The 26,909-nt window shown below is 72.7% G+C and carries 23 protein-coding genes; 12 read left to right on the top strand and 11 right to left on the bottom strand.

Annotated elements, in window-relative coordinates; all coding sequences use genetic code 11:
* Positions 1-5 precede the first annotated feature (5 nt).
* Genes iolB through mmsA form a run of 3 tightly spaced genes read left to right on the top strand, consistent with a single transcriptional unit; the run spans position 6 to position 4,237 of the window.
* On the top strand, positions 6-821 hold the full coding sequence (gene iolB, locus ABZX30_RS10090; RefSeq protein ID WP_355931185.1) for a 5-deoxy-glucuronate isomerase: 816 nt from the start codon (positions 6-8) through the stop codon (positions 819-821).
* The gene (gene iolD / locus ABZX30_RS10085; RefSeq protein WP_355931184.1) at positions 818-2,710 is read left to right on the top strand and encodes a 3D-(3,5/4)-trihydroxycyclohexane-1,2-dione acylhydrolase (decyclizing); all 1,893 of its coding nucleotides are present in this window, start codon (positions 818-820) and stop codon (positions 2,708-2,710) included. The genes iolB and iolD overlap by 4 nt, the downstream gene beginning before the upstream one ends.
* A gap of 15 nt (positions 2,711-2,725) precedes the next feature.
* Entirely contained in the window at positions 2,726-4,237 is a 1,512-nt protein-coding gene (gene mmsA / locus ABZX30_RS10080; protein ID WP_355931181.1) for a CoA-acylating methylmalonate-semialdehyde dehydrogenase, read from the top strand.
* A 51-nt stretch (positions 4,238-4,288) separates the two neighbouring features.
* Here mmsA and ABZX30_RS10075 read toward each other — a convergent pair whose 3' ends face one another.
* On the bottom strand, positions 4,289-5,134 hold the full coding sequence (locus tag ABZX30_RS10075) for a hypothetical protein (RefSeq protein WP_355931178.1): 846 nt from the start codon (positions 5,132-5,134) through the stop codon (positions 4,289-4,291).
* Positions 5,135-5,430: 296 nt separating this feature from the next.
* Between ABZX30_RS10075 and ABZX30_RS10070 the strand changes: the two genes are divergently transcribed.
* A complete protein-coding gene (locus ABZX30_RS10070; RefSeq protein ID WP_355931176.1) occupies positions 5,431-6,834 on the top strand; it encodes an APC family permease in 1,404 nt (467 codons plus the stop codon).
* A 20-nt stretch (positions 6,835-6,854) separates the two neighbouring features.
* Here the strand turns inward: ABZX30_RS10070 and ABZX30_RS10065 are convergent, their stop codons facing one another.
* Positions 6,855-7,064 carry a GNAT family N-acetyltransferase gene (locus tag ABZX30_RS10065; protein ID WP_355931173.1) on the bottom strand — a complete coding sequence of 70 codons (210 nt, stop codon included), beginning with the start codon at positions 7,062-7,064 and terminating at the stop codon, positions 6,855-6,857.
* Positions 7,065-7,178: 114 nt separating this feature from the next.
* Here ABZX30_RS10065 and ABZX30_RS10060 point away from each other — a divergent pair, with 114 nt between their 5' ends.
* The 7 genes from ABZX30_RS10060 to ABZX30_RS10030 all read left to right on the top strand — a co-directional run bounded on the left by ABZX30_RS10060 (position 7,179) and on the right by ABZX30_RS10030 (position 14,600).
* Entirely contained in the window at positions 7,179-9,830 is a 2,652-nt protein-coding gene (locus tag ABZX30_RS10060; protein ID WP_355931171.1) for a CocE/NonD family hydrolase, read from the top strand.
* Positions 9,827-10,717, top strand: coding sequence for an ABC transporter permease (locus ABZX30_RS10055; RefSeq protein ID WP_355931169.1), 891 nt, complete (start codon positions 9,827-9,829; stop codon positions 10,715-10,717). Before ABZX30_RS10060 ends, ABZX30_RS10055 begins: the two co-directional genes overlap by 4 nt.
* A 258-nt stretch (positions 10,718-10,975) precedes the next feature.
* The gene (locus ABZX30_RS10050; protein ID WP_355931166.1) at positions 10,976-11,263 is read left to right on the top strand and encodes a hypothetical protein; all 288 of its coding nucleotides are present in this window, start codon (positions 10,976-10,978) and stop codon (positions 11,261-11,263) included.
* A 381-nt stretch (positions 11,264-11,644) separates the two neighbouring features.
* A complete protein-coding gene (locus ABZX30_RS10045; RefSeq protein WP_355931164.1) occupies positions 11,645-11,935 on the top strand; it encodes a hypothetical protein in 291 nt (96 codons plus the stop codon).
* Between the two features lie 371 nt (positions 11,936-12,306).
* Positions 12,307-12,600 (top strand): hypothetical protein, encoded by a 294-nt coding sequence (locus tag ABZX30_RS10040; RefSeq protein ID WP_355931162.1) that lies wholly within the window; start codon positions 12,307-12,309, stop codon positions 12,598-12,600.
* A 229-nt stretch (positions 12,601-12,829) separates the two neighbouring features.
* The gene (locus ABZX30_RS10035) at positions 12,830-13,081 is read left to right on the top strand and encodes a hypothetical protein (protein WP_355931160.1); all 252 of its coding nucleotides are present in this window, start codon (positions 12,830-12,832) and stop codon (positions 13,079-13,081) included.
* Between the two features lie 616 nt (positions 13,082-13,697).
* Positions 13,698-14,600 carry a hypothetical protein gene (locus tag ABZX30_RS10030; RefSeq protein WP_355931158.1) on the top strand — a complete coding sequence of 301 codons (903 nt, stop codon included), beginning with the start codon at positions 13,698-13,700 and terminating at the stop codon, positions 14,598-14,600.
* A gap of 53 nt (positions 14,601-14,653) precedes the next feature.
* On the opposite strand, the gene ABZX30_RS10025 is transcribed toward ABZX30_RS10030, so the two are convergent.
* Together ABZX30_RS10025 and ABZX30_RS10020 are read right to left on the bottom strand one after the other, a co-directional pair.
* The gene (locus ABZX30_RS10025; protein WP_355931157.1) at positions 14,654-15,916 is read right to left on the bottom strand and encodes an NAD(P)-binding domain-containing protein; all 1,263 of its coding nucleotides are present in this window, start codon (positions 15,914-15,916) and stop codon (positions 14,654-14,656) included.
* Positions 15,916-17,175: an ATP-grasp domain-containing protein gene (locus ABZX30_RS10020; protein WP_355931155.1), complete on the bottom strand. Its 1,260-nt coding sequence runs from the start codon at positions 17,173-17,175 to the stop codon at positions 15,916-15,918. The genes ABZX30_RS10025 and ABZX30_RS10020 overlap by 1 nt, the downstream gene beginning before the upstream one ends.
* Positions 17,176-17,332: 157 nt before the next feature.
* Between ABZX30_RS10020 and ABZX30_RS10015 the strand changes: the two genes are divergently transcribed.
* On the top strand, positions 17,333-18,607 hold the full coding sequence (locus ABZX30_RS10015; protein ID WP_355931153.1) for a glycosyl hydrolase: 1,275 nt from the start codon (positions 17,333-17,335) through the stop codon (positions 18,605-18,607).
* Positions 18,608-18,631: 24 nt separating this feature from the next.
* Here ABZX30_RS10015 and ABZX30_RS10010 read toward each other — a convergent pair whose 3' ends face one another.
* From ABZX30_RS10010 to ABZX30_RS09980, 7 genes are read right to left on the bottom strand one after another with little or no spacing between them, the layout of a single operon-like run.
* On the bottom strand, positions 18,632-19,324 hold the full coding sequence (locus ABZX30_RS10010) for a lipopolysaccharide biosynthesis protein (RefSeq protein WP_355931151.1): 693 nt from the start codon (positions 19,322-19,324) through the stop codon (positions 18,632-18,634).
* Entirely contained in the window at positions 19,321-20,475 is a 1,155-nt protein-coding gene (locus tag ABZX30_RS10005) for a glycosyltransferase (protein ID WP_355931149.1), read from the bottom strand. The genes ABZX30_RS10010 and ABZX30_RS10005 overlap by 4 nt, the downstream gene beginning before the upstream one ends.
* A 1-nt stretch (position 20,476) precedes the next feature.
* On the bottom strand, positions 20,477-21,238 hold the full coding sequence (locus ABZX30_RS10000) for a polysaccharide deacetylase family protein (protein ID WP_355931147.1): 762 nt from the start codon (positions 21,236-21,238) through the stop codon (positions 20,477-20,479).
* Positions 21,222-22,907, bottom strand: a complete 1,686-nt coding sequence (locus ABZX30_RS09995) for a lipid II flippase MurJ (RefSeq protein WP_355931144.1) — start codon at positions 22,905-22,907, stop codon at positions 21,222-21,224. Before ABZX30_RS09995 ends, ABZX30_RS10000 begins: the two co-directional genes overlap by 17 nt.
* Positions 22,904-24,259, bottom strand: a complete 1,356-nt coding sequence (locus tag ABZX30_RS09990) for an O-antigen ligase family protein (protein ID WP_355931142.1) — start codon at positions 24,257-24,259, stop codon at positions 22,904-22,906. The genes ABZX30_RS09995 and ABZX30_RS09990 overlap by 4 nt, the downstream gene beginning before the upstream one ends.
* 5 nt (positions 24,260-24,264) lie before the next feature.
* The gene (locus ABZX30_RS09985; protein ID WP_355931140.1) at positions 24,265-25,692 is read right to left on the bottom strand and encodes an exopolysaccharide biosynthesis polyprenyl glycosylphosphotransferase; all 1,428 of its coding nucleotides are present in this window, start codon (positions 25,690-25,692) and stop codon (positions 24,265-24,267) included.
* On the bottom strand, positions 25,689-26,870 hold the full coding sequence (locus ABZX30_RS09980) for a glycosyltransferase (protein ID WP_355931138.1): 1,182 nt from the start codon (positions 26,868-26,870) through the stop codon (positions 25,689-25,691). Before ABZX30_RS09980 ends, ABZX30_RS09985 begins: the two co-directional genes overlap by 4 nt.
* Positions 26,871-26,909: the final 39 nt, after the last annotated feature.

Below are 26,909 nucleotides of genomic sequence, written 5' to 3'. Positions count from 1 at the left end.
GCCGCATGACCAGCAATGACCTGCATCTCCGCCAGGGCGCGACCGCGAGCGCCCAGTATGTGCTCGACATCGGTCCCGAGCGGGCCGGCTGGACGTACAGCGCCCTGCGCGTGGTCGAGCTGGAGCCGGGCGGGACACACACGTTCACCACCGGGGACAGCGAATGGATCGTGCTTCCGCTGAGCGGCGGTTGTACGGTGCACGTGGAGGACGAACAGTTCCAAGTCCTGGGCAGGAAAAGCGTGTTCGACGGAGTCTCCGACTTCGTGTACGCGCCCCGTGACGCCCGGGTCCAGATCGCCTCCGGCGCGGGAGGCCGCTTCGCCCTGGCAGGAGCGAAGTGCGAGCGACGACTCCCCGCCCGCTACGGCCCCGCGCCGGAGGTCCCCGTCGAAGACCGCGGCAGCGGCACCTGTGCCCGCCAGGTGCGCAACTTCGCCTCCGCGGACGCGTTCGACTGCGACCGGCTGATCGCCGTCGAGGTGATCACGCCGGGCGGCAACTGGTCCTCGTACCCGCCGCACAAGCACGACGAGCACCGGCCCGGCGAGGAAGCGCGGCTCGAGGAGATCTACTACTTCGAGATCGACGGGCCGAACGGGCTCGGCTACCAGCGCGTGTTCCCCTCCCGTGCGGGCGGTGCGGACGTCCTCGCGGAGGTCCGCACCGGCGACGCCGTCCTCGTCCCCGACGGATGGCACGGCCCGTCCATCGCCCAGCCCGGCCACGCCATGTACTACCTGAACGTCATGGCCGGGCCGGGCGAGACGCGGGAGTGGCGGATCTGCTTCCACCCTGATCACACGGAGGGTTACCGATGACGGCGCAGACCTCGACGGTGCGGCTCACGGTCGCGCAGGCGCTCGTCCGCTTCCTGTCCGCCCAGTACACCGAGCGGGACGGCACGCGGCAGCGGCTGATCGGCGCGACCTGGGGCATCTTCGGCCACGGCAACGTGGCCGGGCTCGGCCAGGCGCTCGTCGAGTACGCCGACGCCATGCCGTACCACCAGGGCCGCAACGAGCAGTCCATGGTGCACGCGGCGGTCGGCTACGCGCGCCAGTCCAACCGGCTGTCCACGCACGCCGTGACGACTTCCATCGGCCCCGGTGCGACCAACCTGGTCACCGGCGCCGCCCTCGCCACCGTCAACCACCTCCCGGTCCTGCTGCTGCCCGGCGACGTCTTCGCGACCCGCCCGGCGGACCCGGTGCTCCAGCAGCTGGAGGTGCCGTACGCGGGGGACGTGTCGGTCAACGACTGCCTGCGCCCGGTGTCGCGCTACTTCGACCGGGTCACCCGGCCGGAGGCCCTGATCCCGGCCGCCCTCCAGGCGATGCGCGTGCTCACCGACCCGGTGGAGACCGGCGCGGTCACGCTCGCGCTCCCCCAGGACGTGCAGGCCGAGGCGTACGACTGGCCCGAGGAGTTCTTCGCCGAGCGCGTGTGGACCGTACGGCGCCCCGCCGCCGACCCCGCCGAACTCGCCGAGGCGGTCCGCGCCGTGCGGGCCGCGCGGAGGCCGCTCGTCGTCGCGGGCGGCGGAGTCCACCACAGCCGCGCCGAGGAGGCCCTCGCCGAGTTCGCCGCGGCCACCCGGATACCGGTCGCGTCCACCCAGGCCGGCAAGGGCTCCCTGCGCCACGACCACCCGCAGGACGTCGGCGGCATCGGCCACACCGGCACCGCGACCGCCGACGAACTCGCCCGCACCGCCGACCTGGTGATCGGCGTGGGCACCCGGTACACCGACTTCACCACCGCCTCCGGCACCCTCTTCGAGAACCCGGACGTCCGCTTCCTCAACCTCAACATCGCGCCCTTCGACGGCCACAAGCTCACCGGGATCCCGCTGGTCGCGGATGCCCGCAGCGCACTGCGGGAGCTGACCGGGGCGCTGACCGCGGACGGCCACCGCGTCGCCGACGCGTACGTCGCCGAGTACACCGAGGACAAGGAGCGCTGGGAACAGCGCGTCGACGCCTGCTACGAGGCGGACGAACCGGACGCCCGGCCGACGCAGCCGCAGGTGCTGGGCGCGCTGGACGCGATCGCCGACGAGACGGACGTGATCATCAACGCGGCCGGCTCGCTCCCCGGTGACCTGCACAAGCTGTGGCGCACCCGGTCGCGTGACCAGTACCACCTGGAGTACGGCTACTCCTGCATGGGCTACGAGATCCCGGCCGCGATCGGTGTGAAGCTGGCGGCCCCGGACCGGCCGGTCTGGGCGCTGGTCGGCGACGGCACGTACCTGATGATGCCGACCGAGATCGTCACGGCGGTGCAGGAGGGGATCGCGATCAAGATCCTGCTCGTGCAGAACCACGGGTACGCGTCGATCGGCGGTCTGTCGGAGTCGGTCGGCGGCGAGCGGTTCGGCACCGCCTACCGCTTCGCGGCCGAGGACGGCACGTTCACCGGGGCGCCGCTGCCCGTCGACCTCGCCGCCAACGCGGCCAGCCTCGGCATGCGGGTGCTGCGCGCGAAGACCGTACGGGACCTGCGCGCGGCGCTCGCCGAGGCGCGGGCCGCCGACACTCCCACATGTGTCTACGTGGAGACCGAAACCGCAGACACAGTGTCGGGCGCGCCTCCGGCGCAGGCCTGGTGGGATGTTCCTGTGGCCGAGACCGCGACCCGAGCGTCCGCGGTCACGGCACGTGAGCTGTACGAACGGCACGTCTCTACCCGACGCCGCCATCTGTGAAGGAGCAACTCGGTCATGACGAAGATCGTCAACCACTGGATCGGCGGCAAGCCCGTCGAATCCGCCGCGGGCGCCTCGGGTACGTACGGGCCGGTCACGGACCCGGCGACCGGCGCGGTCACCACGAAGGTGGCGTTCGCGTCGGTGGAGGAGGTGGACGCCGCGGTAGCCGCCGCGAAGGACGCCTACGCCACCTGGGGCCAGTCCTCGCTGGCCCAGCGCACCGCGATCCTGTTCAAGTTCCGCGCGCTGCTGGACGCCAACCGCGACGCCATCGCGGAGCTGATCACCGCCGAGCACGGCAAGGTGCACTCCGACGCGCTCGGCGAGGTCGCCCGCGGCCTGGAGATCGTGGACCTGGCCTGCGGTATCAACGTGCAGCTGAAGGGCGAGCTGTCCACCCAGGTCGCGAGCCGGGTGGACGTGTCCTCGATCCGGCAGCCGCTCGGCGTGGTCGCGGGCATCACGCCGTTCAACTTCCCGGCGATGGTGCCGATGTGGATGTTCCCGATCGCCATCGCGTGCGGCAACACCTTCGTGCTCAAGCCGAGCGAGAAGGACCCGTCGGCGTCGATCAAGATCGCCGAGCTGCTGTCGGAGGCCGGTCTGCCGGACGGCGTGTTCAACGTCGTGCACGGTGACAAGGTGGCCGTCGACCGGCTCCTGGAGCACCCGGACGTCAAGGCCGTCTCCTTCGTCGGCTCGACCCCGATCGCCCGCTACATCCACGCCACCGCCTCCGCCAACGGCAAGCGCGTGCAGGCGCTCGGCGGCGCGAAGAACCACATGCTGGTCCTGCCGGACGCGGACCTGGACGCGGCGGCCGACGCCGTCGTCTCGGCCGCCTACGGCTCCGCGGGCGAGCGCTGTATGGCGATCTCGGCGGTCGTCGCGGTCGGCGCGATCGGCGACACGCTGGTGGCGAAGATCCGCGAGCGCGCCGAGAAGATCAAGATCGGTCCCGGCAACGACCCGGCCTCCGAGATGGGCCCGCTGATCACCAAGGTCCACCGCGACAAGGTGGCCTCGTACGTCGAGGGCGCCGCCGCCGAGGGCGCCGAGGTCGTCCTGGACGGCACCGGCTACACGGTGGAGGGCTTCGAGGACGGCCACTGGATCGGCATCTCGCTGCTGGACAAGGTGCCCACGTCGGCGAAGGCCTACCAGGACGAGATCTTCGGCCCGGTGCTGTGCGTGCTGCGCGTGGACACCTACGAGGAGGGTCTCGCCCTCATCAACGCCTCGCCGTTCGGCAACGGCACCGCGATCTTCACCCGGGACGGCGGCGCGGCCCGCCGCTTCCAGTTGGAGGTCGAGGCCGGCATGGTCGGCGTGAACGTGCCGATCCCGGTCCCCGTCGGCTACCACAGCTTCGGCGGCTGGAAGGACTCGCTCTTCGGCGACCACCACATCTACGGCAACGACGGCACGCACTTCTACACCCGCGGCAAGGTCGTCACCACGCGCTGGCCGGACCCGGCCGACGCCCCGGCGGGCGTGGACCTGGGCTTCCCGCGCAACCACTGACACCTGACGGTGCCCCGCCTCTTTCGAGGAGGAGGCGGGGCACCGGTGCGTTCAGCCCTGCTGTGCCTGCTGCTGCTTCACCAGCTCGGTGAGGTCGCCGACCTCGTCCGCGGGCGGCGCCTTGACCGCGGCCGTCCCGCCGAACTTCTCGAAGTCCGTGGTGACGGTCGCCGAGCCGAAGACCTGCTTCATGCGGACCGGCAGGTCCTTGCCGTTCACCCAGATGTCCATGGTCATCGAGCCGCCCGCGCCGGTGAGCGAGTTGAACAGGTTGTCCTGGTCGCCGTAGGCGTCCTTGAGCTTGCCCATCTGGGAGGCCTTGTACTCGGCCCGGTAGTGGGTCGTGCGCCGGCCGTCGACGGTCTGCTCGCCGAGGTCGTCGACGTTGCCGGCGTACTTCAGCGCCTTCATGGAGGCCACCGGGCTGCCGCCGCCGCTTCCGCCGGCCATCGCCTGGGAGCCCTTCTCCCCGAACACCGCCGAGCTGTCTATCTTCATCCACTCCTTGCCCTTGAGCGGGCCGGAGGGCTGCGGGTCGATGTCGTAGTAGTAGGCGCCGTCCACGAAGAGCATGCGCACCTTCGGGGACGAGGTCAGCTTCTGCATCTGGGCGGCCCGGGCGTCCATCTCGACGTCGAACGCGAAGCCGTCGCCCCAGGAGTAGGTGCCCTCCATGGTGACCGGGCCGTTGCCCGTGCCCATGTCGGTGCTCATCTTCACCTCGGCCGACCCGAGGTCCTGCGTCCGGTCCGTCGCCCGGGTCAGCGCGGCCATCGCCTTGCCGGCGCTGTCGACCGTCTTGGCGGCCGTCTTCGCCCCCTCGGTGCCGCACGCGGAGGCCGCCATCAGCGCCGCCGCCGTGCACGCCGCCCACGCGGCGCTCCTGCCCAGCTTCATGTGTCCCCACCCCTGGTAGCTGTGTTCCCGCTGTGACCGGTGAACTCTAACGGGCCACACCGACAGGTCCGGATCCCGGACGTCCTGACATTTTTTTGACGCCCTCCCTGCGGTTACCGTATGAGTCAAGGGAGCGGAACGCACTGCGCTGAATTGCTGTTCACGAGATGATCGCCCTTCTCGATCTACGGATTCCGTAGGTAAACACCCATTGACGTGTTGGTTTTCGTCGGGGTTCCATGCACCTCGATCCCAGCCGCCGGAGGCATCCCGCACCAGTCGATCGGAACCGCCGCATGACCGACACGCTCCGCCCTGTCGAGACCGCCCTCCCCCTCCCGGAGACGGCCGACAGCCCCCAGAAGCTCAAGCGTTCCATCGGGGTGGTCGGCGGCACCCTGCTCACGCTGTCCTGCGTGACCCCCGCTTCCACGCTCTTCGTGGTCGTCCCCGATCTGTTCGGCTCGCTCGGCACCGCCACCGCCCTGACGATCGCCATCGGCTCCCTCCTCTGTATCGCCGTGGCGTTCTGCTACTCGGAGCTGGGCACCCTCATCCCCAGCGCGGGCGGCGAGTACGCCATGGTGTCGACGCTGGCCGGGCGGCTCGCGGGCTGGCTGGTCTTCGTGCTGTCCCTGCTGGTGGTCATGATCGTGCCGCCGGTGATCGCCATGGGCACCGCCGACTACCTCGCCCCGATCGTCCACCTCGACCCGGCCCTGACCGGCGCCGGCGTGATGCTGCTGGCCACCCTCGCGGGCCTGCTCGACCTGCGCGCCAACGCCTGGATCACCGGCATCTTCCTGGTCCTGGAGGTCATCGCCGCCGGTGTCGTGGCCCTGCTGGGCTTCACCCACGGCCACCGCGGCCTCGGCAGCCTCACCTCGATGCAGGTGGCCGGCACCGGCGGCCACACCGACACCGTCACGGCCATGCTGGTCGTCTCCGGACTCGCCATCGCCCTCTTCGTCACCCAGGGCTTCTCGACCGCCGTCTACCTCTCCGAGGAACTGGAGCACCCGCGCCGCAACGTCGCCCGCACGGTGCTGGCCACCCTCGCCATCTCCACCGTGATCATCCTGGTCCCGGTCGCCGCCATCACCATGGGCGCCTCCGACCTCGAGGAGCTGACCGGCGGCGACATCAGCTCCATGGTCACCGCCTGGTCCAACTCCGCCGTCGGCACCTTCGTCAGCCTCTGCGTGGCTCTCGCGATCATCAACGCGGGCATCGTCATGGTCATCCAGAACTCCCGCGTCCTGTTCGCCTCCGCCCGCGACAAGGCCTGGCCCGAGCCGGTCAACGACGTCTTCGCCAAGCTCGGCCGGTTCGGCTCCCCCTGGGTCGCCACGCTCGCGGTCGGCGTGCCCGGCGCGCTGCTCTGCTTCGTCAACCTGGACACGCTGTACGGCGTCACGGGCGTCTCCGTGACCGCCATGTACCTGCTCGTCGCCGTCGCCGCTCTGCTCGCCCGCCGCGGCCACCACCGGCACACGCCCGCCTGGCGCATGCCGCTGTGGCCCACGATGCCGGTGCTGCTGATCGTGGTCCTGGCGTACGTCCTCAGCCGGCAGGAGGCGAGCTACCTGCTGTGGACCGGCGGCATCACCGCCGTCGCCACCCTCTACTGGGCCTTCTACCTGCGCCCGCGCCGCGACACCCGCTGGCTGGTGTCGATCCCGGAGGACGCCCGGGCCTGACGGTCACCCGGAGTCCCAGGTCACCACCGAACACGACCCGTCGCCCTTGCCGCCCGCACTGCGCTAGCGGCGAGGGCGACGTCGTTCCCGGCGTCGGTCAGGACCCACATCCCGTAGCAGCCGCGTTCTCGCCCCAGCGCCGCGAGCCGGCCGACCGGCGCCCGTCCGATGCCCCGGCGCCGGTACGGCTCGGCGACCTCGGCGACGGAGCGCGCCCGGCGAATCTCCATGGGGCTGCGTACCACGGCTGGTGTACGCGACGGGAGGGCCGTACGCCCAGGGGAGGGGCGGAGGTTCGGTCCGGCGGCTGATCGGTCGCCGGCGGCGGCCCGTACCGTTGAGGCATGGATCTTCGAAAGCCCGGTGTGCGCGGGCTGCTCCGGCGGCCGCGGCGCACGGTGGCCGCCGCGGCCGCCGTCCTCGTGCTCGCCGGCGCCGGTACGTGGACGGCCGTAGCCTTTGACGACACGCCCCCGGTGCACCGCACCGACCGGGTGATGAACATGGGCGACGGGGTGCGCGTCGACACCTCGTACTTCACCGCCGGCCCCTCCGGCCGCCGCCCCGCCGTCCTGCTGGCGCACGGCTTCGGCAGCAGCAAGGACGCCATGCGGCAGCAGGCCCAGGACCTCGCGCGGGACGGGTACGCGGTGCTGACCTGGTCGGCACGCGGCTTCGGCAGGTCCACCGGGAAGATCGGCATCAACGATCCCAAGAGCGAGGTCGCCGACGTCTCCCGGCTCATCGACTGGCTGGCGAAGCAGCCCCAGGTCCGGCTCGACAAGACCGGCGACCCGCGCGTGGGCATGGCCGGCGCCTCGTACGGCGGGGCGGTCTCCCTGCTCGCCGCCGGATACGACCACCGGGTCGACGCCATCGCCCCGTCGATCACCTACTGGAACCTCGCGGACGCCCTGTTCCCCGACGGCGTCTACAAGAAGCTGTGGGCCGGGGTCTTCTTCAACGAAGGCGGCGGCTGCGCCAGGTTCGAACCCGCGCTGTGCCGGATGTACGACCGGGTCGCCGAGTCGGGCAAGCCGGACGCCGCGGCGCGCGGACTCCTCGAGGAGCGCTCACCGTCCGCCGTGGCCGACCGCATCAAGGTGCCGACGCTGCTGACCCAGGGCCAGACCGACTCGCTGTTCACCCTCGCCCAGTCCGACGCGGCCCAGAAGGCGATCCGCGCCAACGGCGCCCCGGTGGACGTCGACTGGATCGCCGGCGGGCACGACGGCGGCGACCTGGAGACCAGCCGCGTCCAGGCCCGCGTGACGGCCTGGTTCGACCGCTACCTCAAGGGCGACAAGGGCGTCGGCACCGGCCCGGCCTTCCGGATCACCCGCACCGGGGGCATCGACTCCACCGACGGCGCCGCCCAGCTGCGGGGCGCGACCGCCGGTACCTACCCCGGGCTGGCGAGCGGCCGGCGGAAGGTCGCGCTCGACGGCGGCAAGCAGCGGTTCGAGAACCCGGCCGGAGCCAGCCCGCCCGGCGTCTCCGCCCTGCCCGGCCTGGGCGGCTCCGGCGGCCTCGCCCAGCTGTCCTCCCTCGGCCTCGGGGTGTCCCTCGACTTCCCCGGCCAGTACGCCGCCTTCACCTCCGCCCCGCTCCGCGGCGACCTGCAGATCACCGGATCGCCCACCGTGACCGTCCACGTCACCTCGACGAGCGACGACGCCGTGCTCTTCGGCAAGGTGTACGACGTCTCGCCCGACGGCACCCGGCAGGTGCTGCCCTCCCAGCTGGTCGCACCGTTCCGGGTCGAGGGCGCCAGGTCCGGCAAGGACGTCACCCTCACGCTCCCCGCGGTCGACCACCGGGTGCGCAAGGGCCACCGGCTGCGCCTGGTCCTCGCCTCCACCGACCTCGGCTACGCCTCCCCGACGGCCCCCGCCACGTACACCGTCTCCCTGAAGGGCGACCTGAGCGTGCCGACGGCCCCCGGCGTGACCACGGCCGCGGCGCCGCTGCCGGCCTGGGTGTGGTGGCTGCCCGTGGCGGGCGCGGCGGGCGCCCTGGCGCTGCTGGTCACCGGCCGCCGCCGCACGGCGACCCCCGGCCCGGACCCGGAGCTCGCCGAGGTCCCGCTGCGGATAACGGACCTGAGCAAGCGGTACGCGAAGTCCGCGGACCGGTACGCCGTGCGGGAGCTGTCCTTCCGGGTGGAGAAGGGCCAGGTCCTCGGCCTGCTCGGGCCGAACGGCGCGGGCAAGACGACGACCCTGCGCATGCTGATGGGCCTGATCCGGCCGGACGGCGGCGAGATCCGCGTCTTCGGGCACGCGATCCGCCCCGGCGCGCCGGTGCTGTCGAGGGTCGGCGCGTTCGTGGAGGGCGCGGGTTTCCTGCCGCACCTGTCCGGGCGGGAGAACCTCGAGCTGTACTGGCGGGCCACCGGCCGCCCGGCCGAGGACGCCCACCTGGAGGAGGCCCTCGAGATCGCGGGCCTGGGCGACGCGCTCGCCCGCGCGGTGCGCACCTACTCCCAGGGCATGCGCCAGCGCCTGGCCATCGCCCAGGCCATGCTCGGCCTGCCCGACCTGCTCATCCTCGACGAACCCACCAACGGCCTCGACCCGCCCCAGATCCGCGAGATGCGCGAGGTGATGATCCGGTACGCGGCGGCCGGCCGCACGGTGATCGTCTCCAGCCATCTGCTGGCCGAGGTTGAGCAGTCCTGCACGCACCTCGTGGTGATGGACCGGGGCCGGCTCGTCCAGGCCGGGCCGGTGGCGGAGATCGTCGGTTCCGGCGACACACTGCTGGTCGGCACCGCCGCGCCCGTGGACGAGCCGGTCGTGGAGAAGGTGGCCGCGCTGCCCCAGGTCGCCTCCGCCGTCGCCGCCGAGGGCGGGATCCTGGTCCGCCTCGACACCGGCGGGAGCGCCTCGCGCCTGGTCGCCGAACTGGTCCGGCTCGACGTCCCCGTGGAGTCCGTCGGCCCGCACCGCCGCCTGGAAGACGCCTTCCTCACCCTGATCGGAGGCACGGCATGAGCACGCTCGCCGAGCAGCAGGAGCCCGTCGCGCACACCGAGCCCGCCGAGCCCGCCTCCGGCTACCGGGCCGGCCGCACCCTGCCCCTGAGGGTGGAGCTGGTCCGCCAGCTCAAGCGGCGCCGCACGTTGGTCATGGGCGGCATCCTCGCCGCGCTGCCGTTCGTCCTGGTCGTCGCCTTCGCCGTCGGCGGTGACCCGGGAGGCCGCAACAACCAGGTCACGCTGATGGACACGGCCACCGCGTCCGGGGCCAACTTCGCCGCGGTGAACCTGTTCGTGTCGGCGGGTTTCCTGCTGGTGATCCCGGTCGCCCTGTTCTGCGGGGACACCGTGGCCTCGGAGGCGAGCTGGTCCTCACTGCGCTATCTCCTGGCCGCGCCCGTGCCCCGGGCCCGGCTGCTGTGGTCCAAGCTCGTCGTGGGGCTCGGGCTCAGCCTGGCCGCGATGCTGCTGCTGCCGCTCGTGGCGCTGGCCGTGGGCACGGCCGCCTACGGCTGGGGCCCGCTGCAGATCCCCACCGGCGGCGCGCTCGGCCCGGGCACGGCGGCCCAGCGGCTGCTGGTGGTCGTCGCGTACGTCTTCGTGTCCCAACTGGTCACCGCGGGGCTCGCGTTCTGGCTGTCGACGAGGACGGACGCCCCGCTGGGCGCGGTCGGCGGCGCGGTGGGCCTCACCATCGTGGGCAACGTCCTCGACGCCGTCACCGCCCTCGGGCACTGGCGCGACTTCCTGCCCGCGCACTGGCAGTTCGCCTGGGCCGACGCCGTCCAGCCGGATCCCGAGTGGTCCGGCATGATCCAGGGCACGGCGGTCTCGGTCACGTACGCCCTGCTGCTGTTCGCCCTGGCCTTCCGGGGATTCGCCCGCAAGGACGTGGTGTCCTAGCCGGGCCACCGTGGTCGTCGAACCACGACCGGAGGGTCACCCGCGGGACGTCGTCCCGCGGGTCTGCGCCACGCTGCGGACCGGTGACCGGGCCGGCGGATCCCGCATGCCCTGACCATGGGTCATCCCGCCCTGGAGCACGAAAGAGGCACATAGCTCGTTTAATTCCGCTCGGTCGGGTGTGTCCGGAATGAGGGGCTAAGGGGGGTGCGTGTTATCTTCTGTGACGAGTCGGACACGGTCCGTAAGGAAGGCCGTGTGCGTGAAGAAATCGGAGACACGATGCACAAGCTCAAGAAGGCCGCCGCGGTTGCGGTGATGGTCGGCGGTATCGGCCTCGCCGGCGGCGGAGTGGCCAGCGCCGGCGCCGGCCACGGTGTCGACCCGCTCCCGGTCGACATCGCCGTCAACAACCTGCAGCCCGTGCACTGCGACCAGTCGTTCAACGGTGGCGGGGCCTTCGCTCCCGCCGTGGGTGCGGTCACCGGTGACAACAGCGAGAACATCGGCAACTTCTGCCCGGTGATCGGCACCGTCGGTCGCTGATCCGAGCGCGTCGGGAGAGGTGGGTCAGGCACCTGAGGTGCGGCACCCGCCTTTCGCCCCTCCCCGTCGCCCGCCCGGACGAGGTGGGTCGGCAGATCAGCGAGTGGGAACAGGAAGTGCCTTCGACGGGCGGGAGCAAGGACATCCACGGTCCTTGCTCCCCCTGCCCGTCGGAGGCACTCCGCTTTTTCCGGGGCCGGGCCACCCGGATCCGTTGGGCCGAATGGAGGTGCCCGGTCATTCCGGCCATCACGTGTGGTTGTCGTAAAAGGAGCATTACTCACTAAGCATCACTCAATTGGTTGTGTCGGAAATGAAGCGTTAAGAGCGACACGTGTTATCGTCAGTGACGAGTTGGACACGGTCCGTAAGGAGGGTCGTGTGCGTGAAGAAATCGGAGACACGATGCACAAGCTCAAGAAGGCCGCGGCGGTTGCGGTGATGGTCGGCGGCCTCGGCCTCGTCGGTGGCGGAGTGGCCAGCGCCGGTACCGGCCACCACGGTGTCGACCCGGACCCGGGCGGCCTCTTCATCAACAACCTGCAGGCCGTGGAGTGCCACCAGTCGTTCGAGGGCGGCCTCGCCTTCGCCCCCATCACGGGTGCGGTCACCGGTGACAACAGCGAGAACATCGGCAACTTCTGCCCGGTGATCGGGTCCGTCGGTCGCTGACCCGAGCGCGTCGGGAGCGGCGGGTCACGCACCTGAGGTGCGGCGCCTGCTCTTCGCCTCTCGTCTGCCGGACGCCCCGACGAGGTGAGTCGGAAGGCCGGTGAGTGGGAACAGGGAATGCCTTCGGCGGGCGGGAGCAAGGACATCCACGGTCCTTGCTCCCGCTGCTTGTCGGAGGCATTCCGCTTTCCGGGTCCCGGCCGGACCGCCGGGCCGAGGTGGCCAGCCTTTCGGGTCGCCTGATGTGGTTGTCGTAAAAGGAACATAAATTTCTCGGGTGTCACTCAATTGGTTGTGTCGGAAATGAAGCGTTAAGGAGAGCGCATGTTATTGTCTGTGACGAGTCGGACACGGTCCGTAAGGAGGGTCGTGTGCGTGAAGAAATCGGAGACACGATGCACAAGCTCAAGAAGGCCGCGGCCGTTGCGGTGATGGTCGGCGGTATCGGCCTCGTCGGCGGTGGTGTGGCCAGCGCCAACGTGGGCCACGGTGCCGACCCGTTCCCGGTCGACGTCGCCGTCAACAACCTGCAGGCCGTGGACTGCGACCAGAGCTTCCAGGGGGGCGCCGCCTTCGCTCCCGCCGTCGTCGGCGACACCGGCGGCGGCAACAACGGCGAGAACATCGGCAACTTCTGCCCGGTCATCGGGTCCGTCCGCCGCTGATCCCGAGGCGCCAGTACAGCGGTGCCTCGGGCAGCGGCACGAGACCCCGCTCCCTCGGCCCTCGCCGCACCGGGCGCCCGTGCCGAACGGTCGGCCCGGGGCCGCGGGAAAGAGGTCGACACCAGCGGAACAGGGGACGTCGAGGCGTTGAGAGGCTCGGCGGCCCCTTTCTGTTCCGGCATGGCCCGACCATGCGTCGCGGCCACCAGTCAGAATTTCGGAGATACACATGCGCAGGTTCAAGAAGGTCATGCTGATGACCAGTGTCGTCAGCGGAATTGGCCTGACGGCTGCCGGGGCCGCCCAGGCTGAGGACTGCGGCGGCAAGCCGCCCCACCCCCCGGCGGGCAACGTGCAGTCCGTGGACTGCGACCAGGAGTTCCGGGCCGGCTTGATCACGGTCAACGTGCCTGTCACCGTCCTGGGTGACAGCGTCACCAACATCGGCAACTTCTGCCCGGTGATCGCACCGGGTCGCTGACCGGCCGGGCTCCCGTGCCCCGTCCGCGAGGCCCGGGAACAACTCAATAACATCATCAGCGGCCATCTCCCGATGGTCGCTGATTTTTTCTGCCGTCATGCCGATCTCCCGGATATCGTCCGATCAGTGCACTTCACATCAGCTTTTATCAAGGGGCCGCATGGGTGAAATGCCGCGGCTGGTCCCCTGAAAGAGTGTCGCCTGCTTGATGCGAGAATTCCCATTGATGCACCATCTATTCACCTTCTGCTGAAGAGATGTGAGTTCGGATCGCGCCTCGGAGGAGATGTGCGTGGATACAATCGTCCTACCGCGTTGTCCGGAAACGGGAAAAGCTTCGTTTCGCACTGAATCCGAGGCCAGGAACTGGCTCGTCAAGCAGCCACTGCTGGAGAAGATCCCGGACCGTATCTACCGGTGCTTCGAGTGTCGGTACTGGCACTTCACCGGGTCCCATCACTGGACCAGTCAGCAGATCAAGCGGCAGCGGAACCACGGCAGGCGCGAGGCCCCTTCCCGGCGCAACGGCAGGAAGGGGGGGAGGAACTGACGAGCCGCGACACCACGCGAGCCGGGCCGGCCTTTCCTACTTTTTTCGACCAGGAAGACGACGACATTGCGACAGAACCTGAGCAAGGGCATGGTCATGGCCGCCGCGGCGACCGGCATCCTGTCCCTGTGTGGTATCCCCGCTTTCGCGGACGCACATTCCGACGCCACCCAGGAGGGAGCAGTCGGTGCTCTGTTGGGCGTGGTCGACGCCTCGCCCGACGGCGGCGCCGCTCACCCCCGGACGGACACCCGTCCTTCCAGCGGCGCGACCGCTCAGCGCCGGGCCACAGCGCATGCCGACGCCGACGGATACGGCGACGACAGCGTGGGCACCGGTACGGGTGGCGGCAAGTCCGGCACCGGTGGCAAGCCGAGTACGGGTGGCGGCAAGTCCGGCACCGGTGGCGGCAAGTCCACCAGTGGCGACTCCAGCACGAGCGGCAGCCGGGACGCCGGCCACGGCCTCCCGGTCGGTGACGCCCCTGACGGCTACGGCGGCATCGGCGGCGGCATCCCCGGCGTGGGTGACCGCGGCGGCATCCCCGGCGTGGGTGACGGCAGCGGCATCCCCGGCGTGGGTGACGGCGGCGGCATCCCCGGCGTGGGTGACGGCGGCGGCCTCGGCATTCCCGGCTTCGACGACCCCGACGGCTACGGCTACGGACCCGGCAGCGGCACGGAGGTCGTCGGCGGCGGTGACCAGAGCGGCTACGGCGACGACTCACCCACGCCGCCCGCGACCCCTCCGGCCACCACCCCGCCGGTGAAGTCGCAGCCTCCGTCGGCGCCCCCGGTCACCCCGGCCACGCCGCCGGCGGCCCACGTCCCCTCCCTCGCGCACACCGGTGTCGGGGAGTCGACGTTCACCGCCGCGGGGGTCGCCGCGCTGCTGATGTCGGGCGGTGCCCTCCTGTACCACCGAGGCCGGGTCGTGTCCCGCCGAGGCCGGGCGGCGTCCCGCCCGTAGCGGTCCGGCCCGGGTGCCGGACCGCGTCCGGCACCCGGACCCACCGCGGTCCGTCAGCCGTGTGCCCGCAGCGCCTCCGCGCGCGCCCGGCTCGTCGCCGTGGGGATCGTGCCGACCGGCGGTGTGACCCGCAGCCGGTGGCACACCCCTCGGACGAGCGTCGTCGCAGTGAAGGTCGCCCCCTGCACGAACCGCATGGCGGGGCCGAACGCGGAGGCGGTCAACAGGCCCGCCAGGAACAGCCCGTGGTGCGAGGATTCGAACTGCCGCCCGACCGCGGGGGAGCCGTCGGCCGCCATCAGCAGGCTTCCGCGCAGCTCGCCCGAGAGCAGGTCGAGCCGGTCCAGGGTCGCCCGGAACCCCGTGGCCGCGATCACGTGTTCGGTCTCCAGTGAGTGCCGCTCCCCGTGCCGGCTCACCGTCTCCAGCTGTACACCGTTCGGCACCACCCGCGCCGCCGTGACCTCGCGGCCGAGCACCACCTCCACCGCCCGCTCCACCCGGTCCCGTACCCACCAGGCACCCGCCGGTCCCAGCGCGGTGGCCGAGACGCGCGCCCGGGTCTGCTCGGGGAGCCGGTGGAAGAGATTCGGACGCTCGGCGTAGAACCAGTTGCGCCAGCCGCAGCCGAGGCCGCTGTGCGGCGCGCGGGCCGACTGCCACCACGGGCGCTGCAACGCCGGTGGCACGCCGTTCCAGCACAGCCGGTCGGCCCGGGCCATCACCCTTACCCGTGTGCCCTGTTCGGCGAGGAGCGCCGCGGTCTCCAGGGCCGCCTGGCCGCCGCCGATCACCGTCACGTCCTTGTCCCGGAAACGTCCCAGGTCGCCGTGGTGACTGCTGTGCGAGATATAGGCGGGGTGCAGGCCGCGCAGCGGGGACGGCACCTCCACGAACGGCATGACACCGACCGCCAGCGCCACCGTTCTGGCGTGCAGCACCTCCCCGTCCTCCGTGACCGCCTCGAAGCCGGCCGGATGGGCCGTCACCCGGCTCACCATGCGCTCGTCCACCGGGGGGACGGCATGGTGCGCGAACCACAGGCCGTAGGCGGCGAACTCCTCCACGGGGATCGGCTCCGCGTGACGCGCGGCCAGTCCCCGGGTGGCGCAGTAGGCGTCCAGACGCCACCGTCCCTGGGGATCGGCGAGGTTGGAGGCCCACGGCTCCGACTTCAGGAACATGCCGCGGGGCATGTGGTCCCGCCAGGAGGCCATGGGCCGCCCGAGGACACGCAGATTCAGCCCCGCGGCCGCGGCATGGGACGCGATGGACAGGCCGTACGGGCCGGCACCCACCACCAGCAGGTCGTACATCAGCAGCTACTCGCTTTCTCGTCGTCGATCAGGGGCGGCGTGGCCGCTTGGCGGACCACGCGCGTCGGTAGGGGGGCCGCCGTGGCCGGACTCAGCCGCTCGCGCAGCCGGTGGGACACATGGCGGCACCACAGGGCCCACATCGCCCGGCCGGGAGCCGGGTCGTCCGAGGCGTGCCAGGCCAGTTCGCGGCCGTGGGGCGCCGGTCGCAGCGCGGCGAACGGCGCGTAGTTCTCCACCACGAACACCCGTCCGGGCCGCGGCGCGCCCTCCGGCACCGGGCGGTCCGTCAGGTCGAGGTGCAGGGCGCGCACGACGTCCGTTCCTGCGGCATCGGTGAACAACCGGAACTGGGCGCCGGGACGCGGGTTGAAGTCGAGCAGGTGATAGCGGCCCGTCGTGCCGCAGCGGCGGAAGTCGAGGTCGAGGACGCCGCGGTAGCCCAGCTCACCGACGAGCCGCTCGGCCAGCGCCCGGACCTGCGGGTTGTCCGTCCAGTGGCCGACCGCGGTCAGGCCCGCCCCGCGCGGCCAGGACAGCAGCTTGCGGCCGGCCCCGCCCGCCCGCACGGTGCACGAGCGGTCGGCGTAGCCGTGGAAGAACCAGTCGCGCTCCGGGCCCGGCGGCAGATACGCCTGGAGGAGCAGCGGGCTGCCGGCCTCCTCGGTGCGCAGGTGCAGCTCCGCCGCCTGCCGCGCCGAGTCGACCAGCACCGTGCTGCGCAGCCCGCTGCCGGCCGGCAGCAGCCAGGGCCGGCTCCACTTCGCCACCACCGGCAGCCCCAGCCGGCGGACGGCGTCGGCGGCCCGGGCCGGACTGTCCGGGACCACCGTCACCGGGTGCGGGATGCCGATGGACGCGCACACCGAGGCCAGCTCGGCCTTGTCGGCGACGCGTTCGGGCAGGGCGCCGGGTCCGGCGGGCAGCAGATAGCAGGAGGCGAGTTCCGCACGCCTGGTGCTCACGGCGATCGCGCTCGCGTCGTCCATCGGGACCAGGAGAGCGGGACGCCCGATCCGGCCGGCCACCCGGTGCAGCGCGGCGGTGATCTCGTCCGGTGAGGCCCCGGGCGGTGGCGGCGGGTGCAACTGCCGCACGAAACGTGATCTCCGTACGGGACTTCCGTCCGAGTCGGCGACGACATGCACCTCCACTCCCGCCCTGCCCAGCGAGCGCACGGCTCCGAGCGTTCCGTGGTGGAAGGGGTTCCGGTCGATCCGCAGTACGACGGCGGGGACGCGGGTGTCGAGCAGTGACACTGATGTCCTTTCCTCGGGGGGCGGCTCACCCGGATGGGCGACCGGTGTACTCAAAAGGTGGAGGAGTGGTGGCGCACCGTCATTTCATGTGACTGACTTCGTGTGACAGAGCGTCAGTACATGCTCGGAGCGGACGAAAGCGGAGAAGGGAGCAGGCATGGCCCGACAGCAGTCCCGTGCCCGTGCCGGACGGCCGGCGGTCATCGCGGCGCTGATCGCCGTCTCGGCCGCGCTGACGGCCGGACCCGGCTTCGCGGTGGGAACGGCGCGCGGGGCCGGCGCGACCTCGCCGGGCCCGTCCGCGGTGCCGGCACCGGCGCAGGCGGCCGCGGTCGCTCCCGGCCCGTCCGGCCCGCCCCGCTCGCTGCCCTCGACGCCCGCCGCGTCCGCGCCGACGGCTGCGGCACCCCGGGCGGAAAGGCCGGCCTTCGGTGCCTTCCTCGGCTCCGGAGCCGCCGGCGTGGCCCGGGTGGAGCGTTTCAGCCGCTGGCTGGGCGGCGCCGACGTGCGCGTCGGCCACACCTATCTGCCCGGTGACGCCTGGCGCAACATCGAGGGCGCCCCCGACGTCCTCGACCCGTGGGCGCGCTGGCGCCGGGAGCGGGACAACCGGATGCTCGTCCTCAACGTGCCCCTGCAGGAGCGCAACGAGGAGCCCGTCTCCGACGCCCAGGTCAGGCTGCTGCTGCGGCAGGGCGCGTCGGGCCAGTTCGACCAGCACTTCCGTGCCCTCGCAGCCCGGCTGGTCGCCCTGGGCGTGCCGGACACGATCCTGGTGCTCGGCTGGGAGATGAACGGCACGACGTACGCGCACCGCTGCGGGCCGGATCCGCAGGCCTGGAAGCAGTACTGGAACCGGATCGTCACCACGATGCGTTCGGTGCCGGGCCAGAGATTCCGGTTCGACTTCACCCCGAGCCGTGGCCTGGACGCCGTCCCGTGGACGTGGTGCTACCCGGGAGACGACACCGTCGACATCATCGGCATGGACGCCTACGACCAGCCGAAGGGTCTTTCGTTCGCCGAGCAGGTGACAGAGCCCTACGGACTCCAGGCGCACGTGGACTTCGCGAAATCCCACAACAAGCCCATCTCCTATCCCGAATGGGGGCTGTTCCGAAACGGTGACGACGCCGACTTCATGCGCGGCATGCTCACCTGGTTCGACACGCACAAGCCGCTGTACAACACGGTGACCGACTACTGTCCGCACGGTGTCTGGGAGTGCGCGGCCAACCCCGTGTCGGCTCGCATCTACCGGTACGCCTACTTCGGCCGCACCGCTGTGACGGCTTCGTCCGCCGCACCGATCCGGCCCACCACGACCGGGGTGCTGTTGCCCACCGCCGGCTGCCCGCCGCTGGACCTCGACTACTGGATCGAGTACTGGCTCGGCGGGGGGCCGTGCCTCGCACGGCGGACGCCCGCGTGACGGTCCCGGTCGGGTACGCCGCCGTCACGGCTGTCCGTGCGCGTCGGCGGCGACGGCCGGACCGGGCACCGGAGCGGAGCGGACGGTCCCGTCGTCCCCGGACCGTGCCCGCCTGGGCCGTACGAGCAGCGCCAGGCCACCGAGCAGACCGCCCGCGCTCGCGCCGACCAGGGTGGTCACCCGCGGCGACGCGGACGACGGCTCGATCGGCCGCACCGCCTTGGAGAACTGGACCAGTTCGACGTGGGTGCTGCGTTTGGTGGCGTTCGCGCGATCGGTCAGTGCCCGGGCGACCGCGTTCGCCATGCGGGCGGCGGCGAGGGGGCGCCGCGAGGTGGCCGAGACGGCGACCATCGGCGCGTCCGGGGAGGTCGCCGTGCGCACACTGCGCTCCAGCGTCCGCACCGGCACGCCCGCCGGCTTCTGCGCACCCCCGAGCACCGCGAGCTGCTTGGCGGCCCGGCCGTACGCCTGTGCGAAGCCGAGCGCGGAGGCCGGGTCGGACCGCGAGGTCGGCACGGCGACCACGTAGCTGGTGGCCGTGTACACCGGGTCCTTCAGCACACCGAAGGCACCGCCGGCCAGCCCGCCGCCGAGCGTGCCGGCCGCGACCAGCGCCCAGGGCAGCAGGGCCGCGGTACGGGACGCCGGCAGCAGGGTCGTGACACGGGTCCGGAAGCCGGACGTCCGGGACGGCGGGGTGGGGTTGTCGGTCATGACGAACTGGCTCCCTGGTAGGGGACGGAGAACGAAGAACGGGACATCGCCGCCGCGTACACGTCCATGAGCCGGGCGGCACTGCGGGAGATGCTGTAGCGCTGGACGGCGTCCGGGGCCGTTCGCGGACGCGGACCGGCCGCCCGGACCTCGGTGATGGCCCGGGCGTACGCCTCGGGGCCGCCGCGCACCCGCCGGGCACCGGCGGCCGCCTGCGGGGGCAGGTCCTCCACCGCCGGGCAGGAGGCGTAGAGCACGGGCAGGCCGGCCGCCAGCGCCTCCACCACGGCCAGCCCGAAGGACTCCTCGGGGGACGGTGAGACGAGCAGGTCCATCGCGGCGGTCAGCGCGGGCAGGTCGGGGCCGGGCGAGCCGTCGGGAACATTGGGGCGTTCGCCGGTGAACAGGACGCGTTCGGCCACGCCGGCCTCGTGGGCCGTGCGGCGCAGGACGCTCGACTCCGGGCCGGCGCCGACCAGCAGCAGCCAGTGGTCGTCGGGCAGCCGGGCGATCGCCCGGACGAGGACGTCGAAGCGCTTGCCCGCGGTGAGCCGGCCGATCCCGCCGACGACGTAGGCCTCCTCGGGCAGGCCGAGGCGCCGGCGGGTGTGCCCGCGCCGCGCCGGGTCGAAGCGGAACCGGGCCAGGTCCACGCCGTTGGGCACGACCTCGATCCGCGGGGCGGGCACGCCCCAGCGTCGCAGGCGGTCCGCGACCGTGCCGGAGACGGCGACCGTGGCGTGGCCGAGGCGCTCGCTGGCCAGGTACAGCGCGCGGACGCCCGCGGTCAGCGGCCTGCCCTCGATCTGGGAGTCGCCGAGGGAGTGCTCGGTGGCGACCACGGCCCTGACCCCCGCGAGCCGGGCGGCGAGCCGGCCGTAGACACAGGCGCGGTACAGGTGGGTGTGGACGAGGTCGTAGCGGCCCGCCCGGATCAGGCGTACCAGGCGGGGGAGCGCGGACAGGTCGCGGTTGCCGTCCATGCCGAGGTGGTGGACGTGGACGCCGTCGCGGACCAGCCCCTCGGCGACGGCACCGGGGTTGGTCAGGGCGACCACGTCGCAGTCCACCGGGAGGTGGCGCAGCAGCAGGCGCAGCTGCTCCTCGGCGCCGCCGACACCGAGACCGGTGATGATGTGCAGGACCCTCATGTCACACACCCGCCACGGGACGCCGGCGCAGCCGGTGCAGCCGGTACTTCAGGTGGAGCCGCCAGGCCGTGTCGTTCTGGCCGATGTGCAGCCGGGGAAGGGCGTGCGGGCCGGTCAGGGGGCCCGGGTCGATGGCGCAGGCGTAGGTGTATCCGGCTTCCCGCACGGCGTCGACGGCGCGCCGGTCGACCGTGCCGTAGGGGTAGCAGAAGCCGTCGACCGGAGTGCCGGTCAGCTCCGTCAGCAGGGCCCGGCTGTCGACGGCCTCGGCCCTGAGGACGTCGGCGTCGACCTGGGTGAGGTCCCGGTGCATCAGCCCGTGCGAGCCGATCTCGACGCCCTCGGCGGCCGCGCGCCGGACACCGTCGGCGGTCAGCAGCGGCTTGCGCGGGCCGAGCGGGTCCCAGGAGTTGACGCCGCCCAGGCGTCCGGCCAGGACGAAGAGGGTGGCGCCGCAGTTCCGGCGGCGCAGCGCCGGGAGGGCGTGCTCGAGGAAGTCGGCGTACCCGTCGTCGAAGGTGAGGCCGACCAGCCTCCGGCCCTGTCCCCGGTCGCGGGCGGCGAAGAACTCGCGCAGGGACACCCCGCGCAGCCCGCGCCGGTGCAGCCAGGCCAACTGCTGGTCCAGCCGCTGAGGGGAGACCGTGATGCGGTACGGGTCGTCGGAGCAGTCCCCCACCGAGTGGTACATCGCCACCCAGGGGACCGGACGGGAGCGCGCCGTGAGGACTGCGCCGGTGACGGATTCAACGGGAGCGGCCATGTGTGAGCCTCCGTGAGACGGTACGTACGGAATGGAGTGCGGCCGCGCAGCCCTCGGCGCCCAGGGCCCGGCTGAGCGGCAGGAACACCGCGGTCACGGTCACGCCGCCGACCAGCAGGCCCACCACCGGTGACCGGGCTTCGCTTCCGGCCAGCGCCCCCGCCACCGTCGCGACCACCGCGGCCCGCAGCGGCCGCGACAACTCGGCCAGCACCCGCCGGACCCGGACCGGGACCCCGCGCGGGGCACGGTCCCCGGGCTCACCCGCGAGACCGGCGAGCAGGGCCGCGGCCGTCACGGTGATGCCGACCGCGTTGGCGGCGGCGATCCCGGGCACGCCCCAGGGGCCGACGGCCACCGACCCGATCCAGGAGGTGGCGACGATGCCCGCGATCATGGCGCCGACCGGGTACCAGGTGGGCCGCCCCGTCGAGAAGTAGGAGCGGATCAGCACGCCGACCAGCGTCTGGCCGAGCAGACCGAGGGCGTACACGCGCAGGACACCCGCCGTCGCCGCCGTGTCCTGAGCCGTGAACGCGCCGCGCTGGAAGAGGAGTTCGGTGATCTGCGGGGCGCAGGCGACCACCGTCGACGCGCCGAGGAGCAGCAGCCAGCAGGCCAGGGCCAGATCCCGCTCCACCCGGGCGCGGGCCCGCTGGGTGTCGCCGTCCGCGAGCGCCCGTGCCACCACCGGGAAGGTGACGGTGCACAGCATCAGGGACAGCGTCATGGGGATCTGGGCGACCTTCTGCGCGTAGTTGAGGTGCGAGATGGCGCCGGCCGGGAGGGCGGAGGCGAGGAAGCGTTCGATCAGCACCTGGGACTGGCGGCACAGGGCGAAGAGCAGCACGGTGGCGAGCACGGACAGGCGCATCGGACGCGCCTCGGCCGCGGCGTCCCCGGGGGAGGCGGCCGAACGGCTCCTCAACTGGTCCCAGAGCGAGGGCACCTGGACCGCCACCATCAGGCAGCCGCCGACCGCGACCCCCGCTGCCGCCGCCTCCACGCCCCAGCCGCCGCCGAGCAGGCACATCGCGCCGATGATGCCGGTGTTGTAGGCGACGTAGATGGTGGCCGGAGCCAGGAAGCGGCGGTGCGCCCGCAGGGCGGCGCTGCAGTAACCGGCGAGCCCGAAACTCAGCACGCAGGTCGCCGTCAGCCGGGTGCAGTCGACCGCGAGACGCGGGTCGGGCAGGCCGGGGGCCAGCGCCGCGACCAGATAGGGGGCGCCGCCGGCGATCAGCGCGGACACGGCGGCGAAACCGAGGCACAGGCGGGGCAGCGTGGACACGACGAGGGAGCGCACCGGGTCACCGGCGGCGCCCCGGGCCCGCCGGGCCAGGGCCATGCTGAACGCCGGGATCAGTACGAAGGCCAGACCGTCCTCGATGAGCAGCGTGGAGGCGAACTCCGGCACGGTCCAGGCGACCAGGAAGGCGTCCGTCTCGCTGCCCGCCCCGAACAGCCGGGCCAGCGCCTGGTCGCGCACCAGCCCGAGCAGCGCCCCGGCGACCGACAGCGACGCCGTGATGAGGGTGGCCTTGGCGAGGAACCCCCGGGAGTCCTGGCCGGCGCCGGTCTCGGCCGGCGTCGCCTGCGGGGCCACCCGGGTGGTCCCGGAAGCGGGAGCCCAGGGAGTCCGCGTACCCCGGGGCGGTGTCACCGTCATCGCGTCAAGGCCTCCTCGATGTTCCGGGGCGCCGGAACCGACGGTGCGGACGCCCGCTCGCCGTGCCCGGTCAGCGCCCACCAGGCCGTCAGCCCGAAGCACACCGCGGCCAGCACGGTGGAGGGACCGCCGATGTCGGCGTACAGGAAGTCGGTCAGCTGGCGCAGGAGCAGTCCGCAGGCGACGAGCCCGCAGTCGTAGCCGGGTGCCGCGGCCGCCCGGGTCCGCACCAGGTTCCGCAGCCCGCACACCAGCAGCGCCAGCCAGCTCCCGGCGAGTGCCACCAGACCGGTCAGGCCCTGCTCGCTCAGCACCAGCAGATACATGTCGTGCGGCGACAGCAGCGGCTGCCGGCGGAACACCGATCCCGCCCCCTCCGTGTCGCTGCCCGCCGACAGCGCGGGCGAGGCGTAGCCGTCCCGGTGCTCGGGGAAGGCCTTCAGGCCGACGCCGGTCACCGGGTGGTCGAGCCACATCCCGGTCGCGGCCGACCACAGGGCGTACCGGTCGCGCACGGACTGGTCGGGGGCGTCGGCGACCCGCGTGATGCTGTCGACCCGTTCCTGGAGCATCGCCGTGCCGACGCCGAGGCCGCCCACCAGGACGACGCCCGCGGCGGCCACGGCCGCGGCCGTCTTCAGCGCGCGCCGCAGCCCGGCCAGCACCAGCTGCAGCGCACAGGTCACGGCCGTGGCGATCCACGCGCCCCGGCTGAAGGACAGGGCGAGCGGCGCCAGCAGGGCCAGCGCGCAACAGGCGGCGACCGACCGCTGCCGCCGGGACGGCCCGCCGAGCGCGAGACCGACCGCGCACACCAGGCCGACGGAGACCGCCGACGCCATGCCCATCACGTCCTGCGGGCCGAAGGTGCCGACGGCCCGGATGTCCGCGCCCTGGTAGGAGGCCCCGGTGCGGGTCACGTACTGGTGCACTCCGACGGCCCCCTGCCACAGCGCGAACCCCACCAGTGACCAGGTCAGCAGCCGGAAGTCGCCCCGGCCGCGGATCAGCAGCAGGACCGCGGCCGGGACGAGCACGAAGAGCTGGAGGTAGCGGCCCATGCCGGTGGCGCCGGCCCACGGCGAGGCCGCCCCCACGGCGGCCACGGCGAGCCCGGCGACCGGCAGCCCCAGCACCACGGCGGCCGTCCGGGACAGGGGGCGCCGCCGGTCCCGTACGAGGTGGACCGCGCAGAACAGCACCAGCAGGGCGGACACCGCGTCGGCGGGACCCGCGCCGCCCTCGCCGCCGGGGGTGACGGGCACCGCCAGCACGACGAGCACGGCGACCGCGGCCAGGACCGGTGGCAGGGCGGTACCCCGGCGCGCGAGCGGCGTCAGCGCGAGGCTCACGGCTCTCAGCTCCCCGTCGGACGTACGACCGTGGCCGCGGTGCGCAGCAGGATGCAGACGTCCTGCCACAGTGACCAGTCGTCGATGTAGGCGTTGTCGAACCGGCACCGGTCCTCGATCGAGGTGTCGCCGCGCAGCCCGTGGATCTGGGCGAGCCCGGTGATGCCGGTGCGCATCCGGTGACGTTCCGCGTAACCGGGGTGGGTCTGGCTGAACTGCGTGACGAAGTAGGGCCGTTCGGGGCGCGGGCCGACCAGGCTCATGTCTCCCCGGAGCACGTTCCACAACTGGAGCAGCTCGTCGAGCGAGGTGCGCCGCAGCATGCGGCAGAATCCGCGCATCTCGTTCTCGTCCGCCACGCTCCACCGGGTCGCCGACTCGTGGGCGTCGGCCGGGCGGTGCGTGCGGAACTTCAGCAGCGTGAACGGCTTTCCGCCCATGCCCACGCGCTCCTGCCGGAACACCACGCCCGGCCCGTCGGCGATCCGCAGCGCCAGCGCGCACGCCAGCAGCAGGGGGCAGGCCAGCAGCAGCAGGATCCCCGACACCAGGATGTCGAGCGCCCGCTTGCCCACGCTGCCGCGGCGCGTCGCGGACAGTTCCAGACGGCGGCAGGAGAACCCGGCCAGCCGTTCCCCCGTGGCGAACGACGGAGAGCCCGCGTCGACCTCCCACACCTCGCAGCCCGCCTCGGCCAGCTTGCGCAGCAGCGCTCCCTGCCGGGTCCGTACCCAGGGATGGACGGCCAGCACCGCCCCCACCCCGTTCTGGATGACCGCCCGTTCGACCTCCTCGCCGGTCGTCAGCACCGGCAGGCCCTCGGTGTCGTCCGGGTGCTCCGCCACGATGCCCACCGGCCGCACCCCGCACGCCGGATGCCGCAGCACGGCGGCGGCCACGTGCCGCGCGCTCTCGGCCGGGCCGACGACGAGCGCGGCGCACGGACGGCGCAGCAGCGCGGCACGCCACTTCGCGTACGCGGCGGCGCGCAGCGCGCAACTCGCCGCCGCGTGTGCGGCGAAGCCCGCCAGCAGGGCGCCGGCGGACAGCGCCCGGCCCGGCAGGTACGCCGCCACCACGGCCGCGAGCCCGAGCCAGGTCACCGCGATCCGGCAGCACAGGGACGGGAGTTCGCGCAGCACCTCGGGCACCGGGGCGTGTGTGCGGGGCGGGGCCAGCAGCAGCGACCCGGTGAGCAGCAGGGTGATGGGGAGGGGGAGCGGCTGGGTCCCGGTCAGTGTCAGGGCGCCCAGCAGGGCCGCCGTGCCGTCCAGGACGAGCAGCGGCACCGGCGGGCCCGGCCGCGGGGGCGGCCGGTGGGCGGGCGAGCGCACCCCGGGGGCGGTGCCCCGCGGTGGCAGGACCGAGACGGGCGAGGTTCTGTGCTCCCGGGACGGTGCGCCGGGGGAGGGGACAGTGCTTTCCGCGGTCACGAGTGGATGGACTCCCTGTACTCGGTGGGCGCGACGCGCCCTGCGGGCCACGCGCCGATCAGGTCGCGGTAGACGTTCGCGACCGCCTCGGCGGTGTGCCGCATGTCATGGGTGGACTGCACGTGCCGGTGTCCCAGGTGGCCGAGCGACTCGCCCAGCGGCGGGTCGAGCAGCAGTTCGGCCAGGGCTGCGGCCAGCACCGCCGGGTTCTCGGGCGGGACCAGGCACCGTGCGACGACGGAGGCCGGCAGGCTCTCGCGGGCACCGTCGACGTCCGTGATCACCACGGGCCGCCCGCAGGCCATCGCCTCCAGCGGGGCCAGCGCCATGCCCTCCCAGCGGGACGGCAGGACGACGACGTCCGCGGCCTGGTACCAGGGGACGGTGTCGGCGACGGCTCCCACGAACAGCACGGACTCCGGCGCCAGGGCCCGCAGCAGGTCCTCGTCCGGGCCGTCGCCGACCAGGACGAGACGGGCGTCGGGCACCTGGCGCGCGACGGCACTCCATGCCGTCAGCAGCACGTCCTGCCCCTTCTGCCGGCACAGCCGTCCCACGCAGACGGCCAGTGGCACGGTGGGACCGAGTCCGCGCAACGGCTCCAGGCCGGCCCGTACGGTGGCGGTCGGGGCGGGACAAAAGCGCCGGGTGTCCACACCGTTGGGGATGACGCTCCAGCACCCGTCGACGCCGGCGCGCACGCCGGTGGCGCGTTCCGCCTCGCTCACGCACACCACACGCGAGGCCCAGCGCGCCCCCCCTCGCTCCCACGCCCGGGCCAGCGCCGAGGTGGCGCCGCCGACGGCCTCGAACGACCAGGCGTGCGGCTGGAACACGGTGGGGATCCGGCCCCGCACGGCGAGCCGCCCGGCGAGCCCGGCCTTCGCGCTGTGGGCGTGCACCAGATCGGGGCGCACTTCGTCGATCAGACGAGCCAGGTGCCGCACCTCCCGGAGGAGGGACGGACCCGGCGACCGCGTGGCCTGCCAGTGCCGCACGTCGGCGCCGAGCGCCCGGAGATCCGTGGTGAGCGGGCCGTGGGGGCAGGCCGCCGTGACGGCGAGGCCGTCCGTGAGCTGCGCCCGTACCAGGTCCGTGACGACCCGGGCGACGCCGCCCGTCACGGGCTGGGTGAGGTGGAGGACCCGCGGCCGGGAGTGGGTGGGTGACACGTGCATGCGTGATGTCCTCGCTCGGGGAGGCGGGGAGGCGGAGTT

Source organism: Streptomyces sp. NPDC004542 (assembly GCF_040610035.1).
Classification (GTDB): Bacteria; Actinomycetota; Actinomycetes; order Streptomycetales; family Streptomycetaceae; genus Streptomyces.
Note: the sequence above shows the minus strand (reverse complement) of the source record. Positions and strands in the feature narration are given on the sequence as shown.

Excerpts from the sequence above, each read along its gene's own strand:
- iolB (WP_355931185.1), top strand. The coding sequence starts at position 6 with ATGACCAGCAATGACCTGCATCTCCGCCAGGGCGCGACCGCGAGCGCC.
- iolD (WP_355931184.1), top strand. The coding sequence starts at position 818 with ATGACGGCGCAGACCTCGACGGTGCGGCTCACGGTCGCGCAGGCGCTC.
- mmsA (WP_355931181.1), top strand. The coding sequence starts at position 2,726 with ATGACGAAGATCGTCAACCACTGGATCGGCGGCAAGCCCGTCGAATCC.
- ABZX30_RS10075 (WP_355931178.1), bottom strand. The coding sequence starts at position 5,134 with ATGAAGCTGGGCAGGAGCGCCGCGTGGGCGGCGTGCACGGCGGCGGCG.
- ABZX30_RS10070 (WP_355931176.1), top strand. The coding sequence starts at position 5,431 with ATGACCGACACGCTCCGCCCTGTCGAGACCGCCCTCCCCCTCCCGGAG.
- ABZX30_RS10065 (WP_355931173.1), bottom strand. The coding sequence starts at position 7,064 with ATGGAGATTCGCCGGGCGCGCTCCGTCGCCGAGGTCGCCGAGCCGTAC.
- ABZX30_RS10060 (WP_355931171.1), top strand. The coding sequence starts at position 7,179 with ATGGATCTTCGAAAGCCCGGTGTGCGCGGGCTGCTCCGGCGGCCGCGG.
- ABZX30_RS10055 (WP_355931169.1), top strand. The coding sequence starts at position 9,827 with ATGAGCACGCTCGCCGAGCAGCAGGAGCCCGTCGCGCACACCGAGCCC.
- ABZX30_RS10035 (WP_355931160.1), top strand. The coding sequence starts at position 12,830 with ATGCGCAGGTTCAAGAAGGTCATGCTGATGACCAGTGTCGTCAGCGGA.
- ABZX30_RS10025 (WP_355931157.1), bottom strand. The coding sequence starts at position 15,916 with ATGTACGACCTGCTGGTGGTGGGTGCCGGCCCGTACGGCCTGTCCATC.
- ABZX30_RS10015 (WP_355931153.1), top strand. The coding sequence starts at position 17,333 with ATGGCCCGACAGCAGTCCCGTGCCCGTGCCGGACGGCCGGCGGTCATC.
- ABZX30_RS10010 (WP_355931151.1), bottom strand. The coding sequence starts at position 19,324 with ATGACCGACAACCCCACCCCGCCGTCCCGGACGTCCGGCTTCCGGACC.
- ABZX30_RS10005 (WP_355931149.1), bottom strand. The coding sequence starts at position 20,475 with ATGAGGGTCCTGCACATCATCACCGGTCTCGGTGTCGGCGGCGCCGAG.
- ABZX30_RS10000 (WP_355931147.1), bottom strand. The coding sequence starts at position 21,238 with ATGGCCGCTCCCGTTGAATCCGTCACCGGCGCAGTCCTCACGGCGCGC.
- ABZX30_RS09995 (WP_355931144.1), bottom strand. The coding sequence starts at position 22,907 with ATGACGGTGACACCGCCCCGGGGTACGCGGACTCCCTGGGCTCCCGCT.
- ABZX30_RS09980 (WP_355931138.1), bottom strand. The coding sequence starts at position 26,870 with ATGCACGTGTCACCCACCCACTCCCGGCCGCGGGTCCTCCACCTCACC.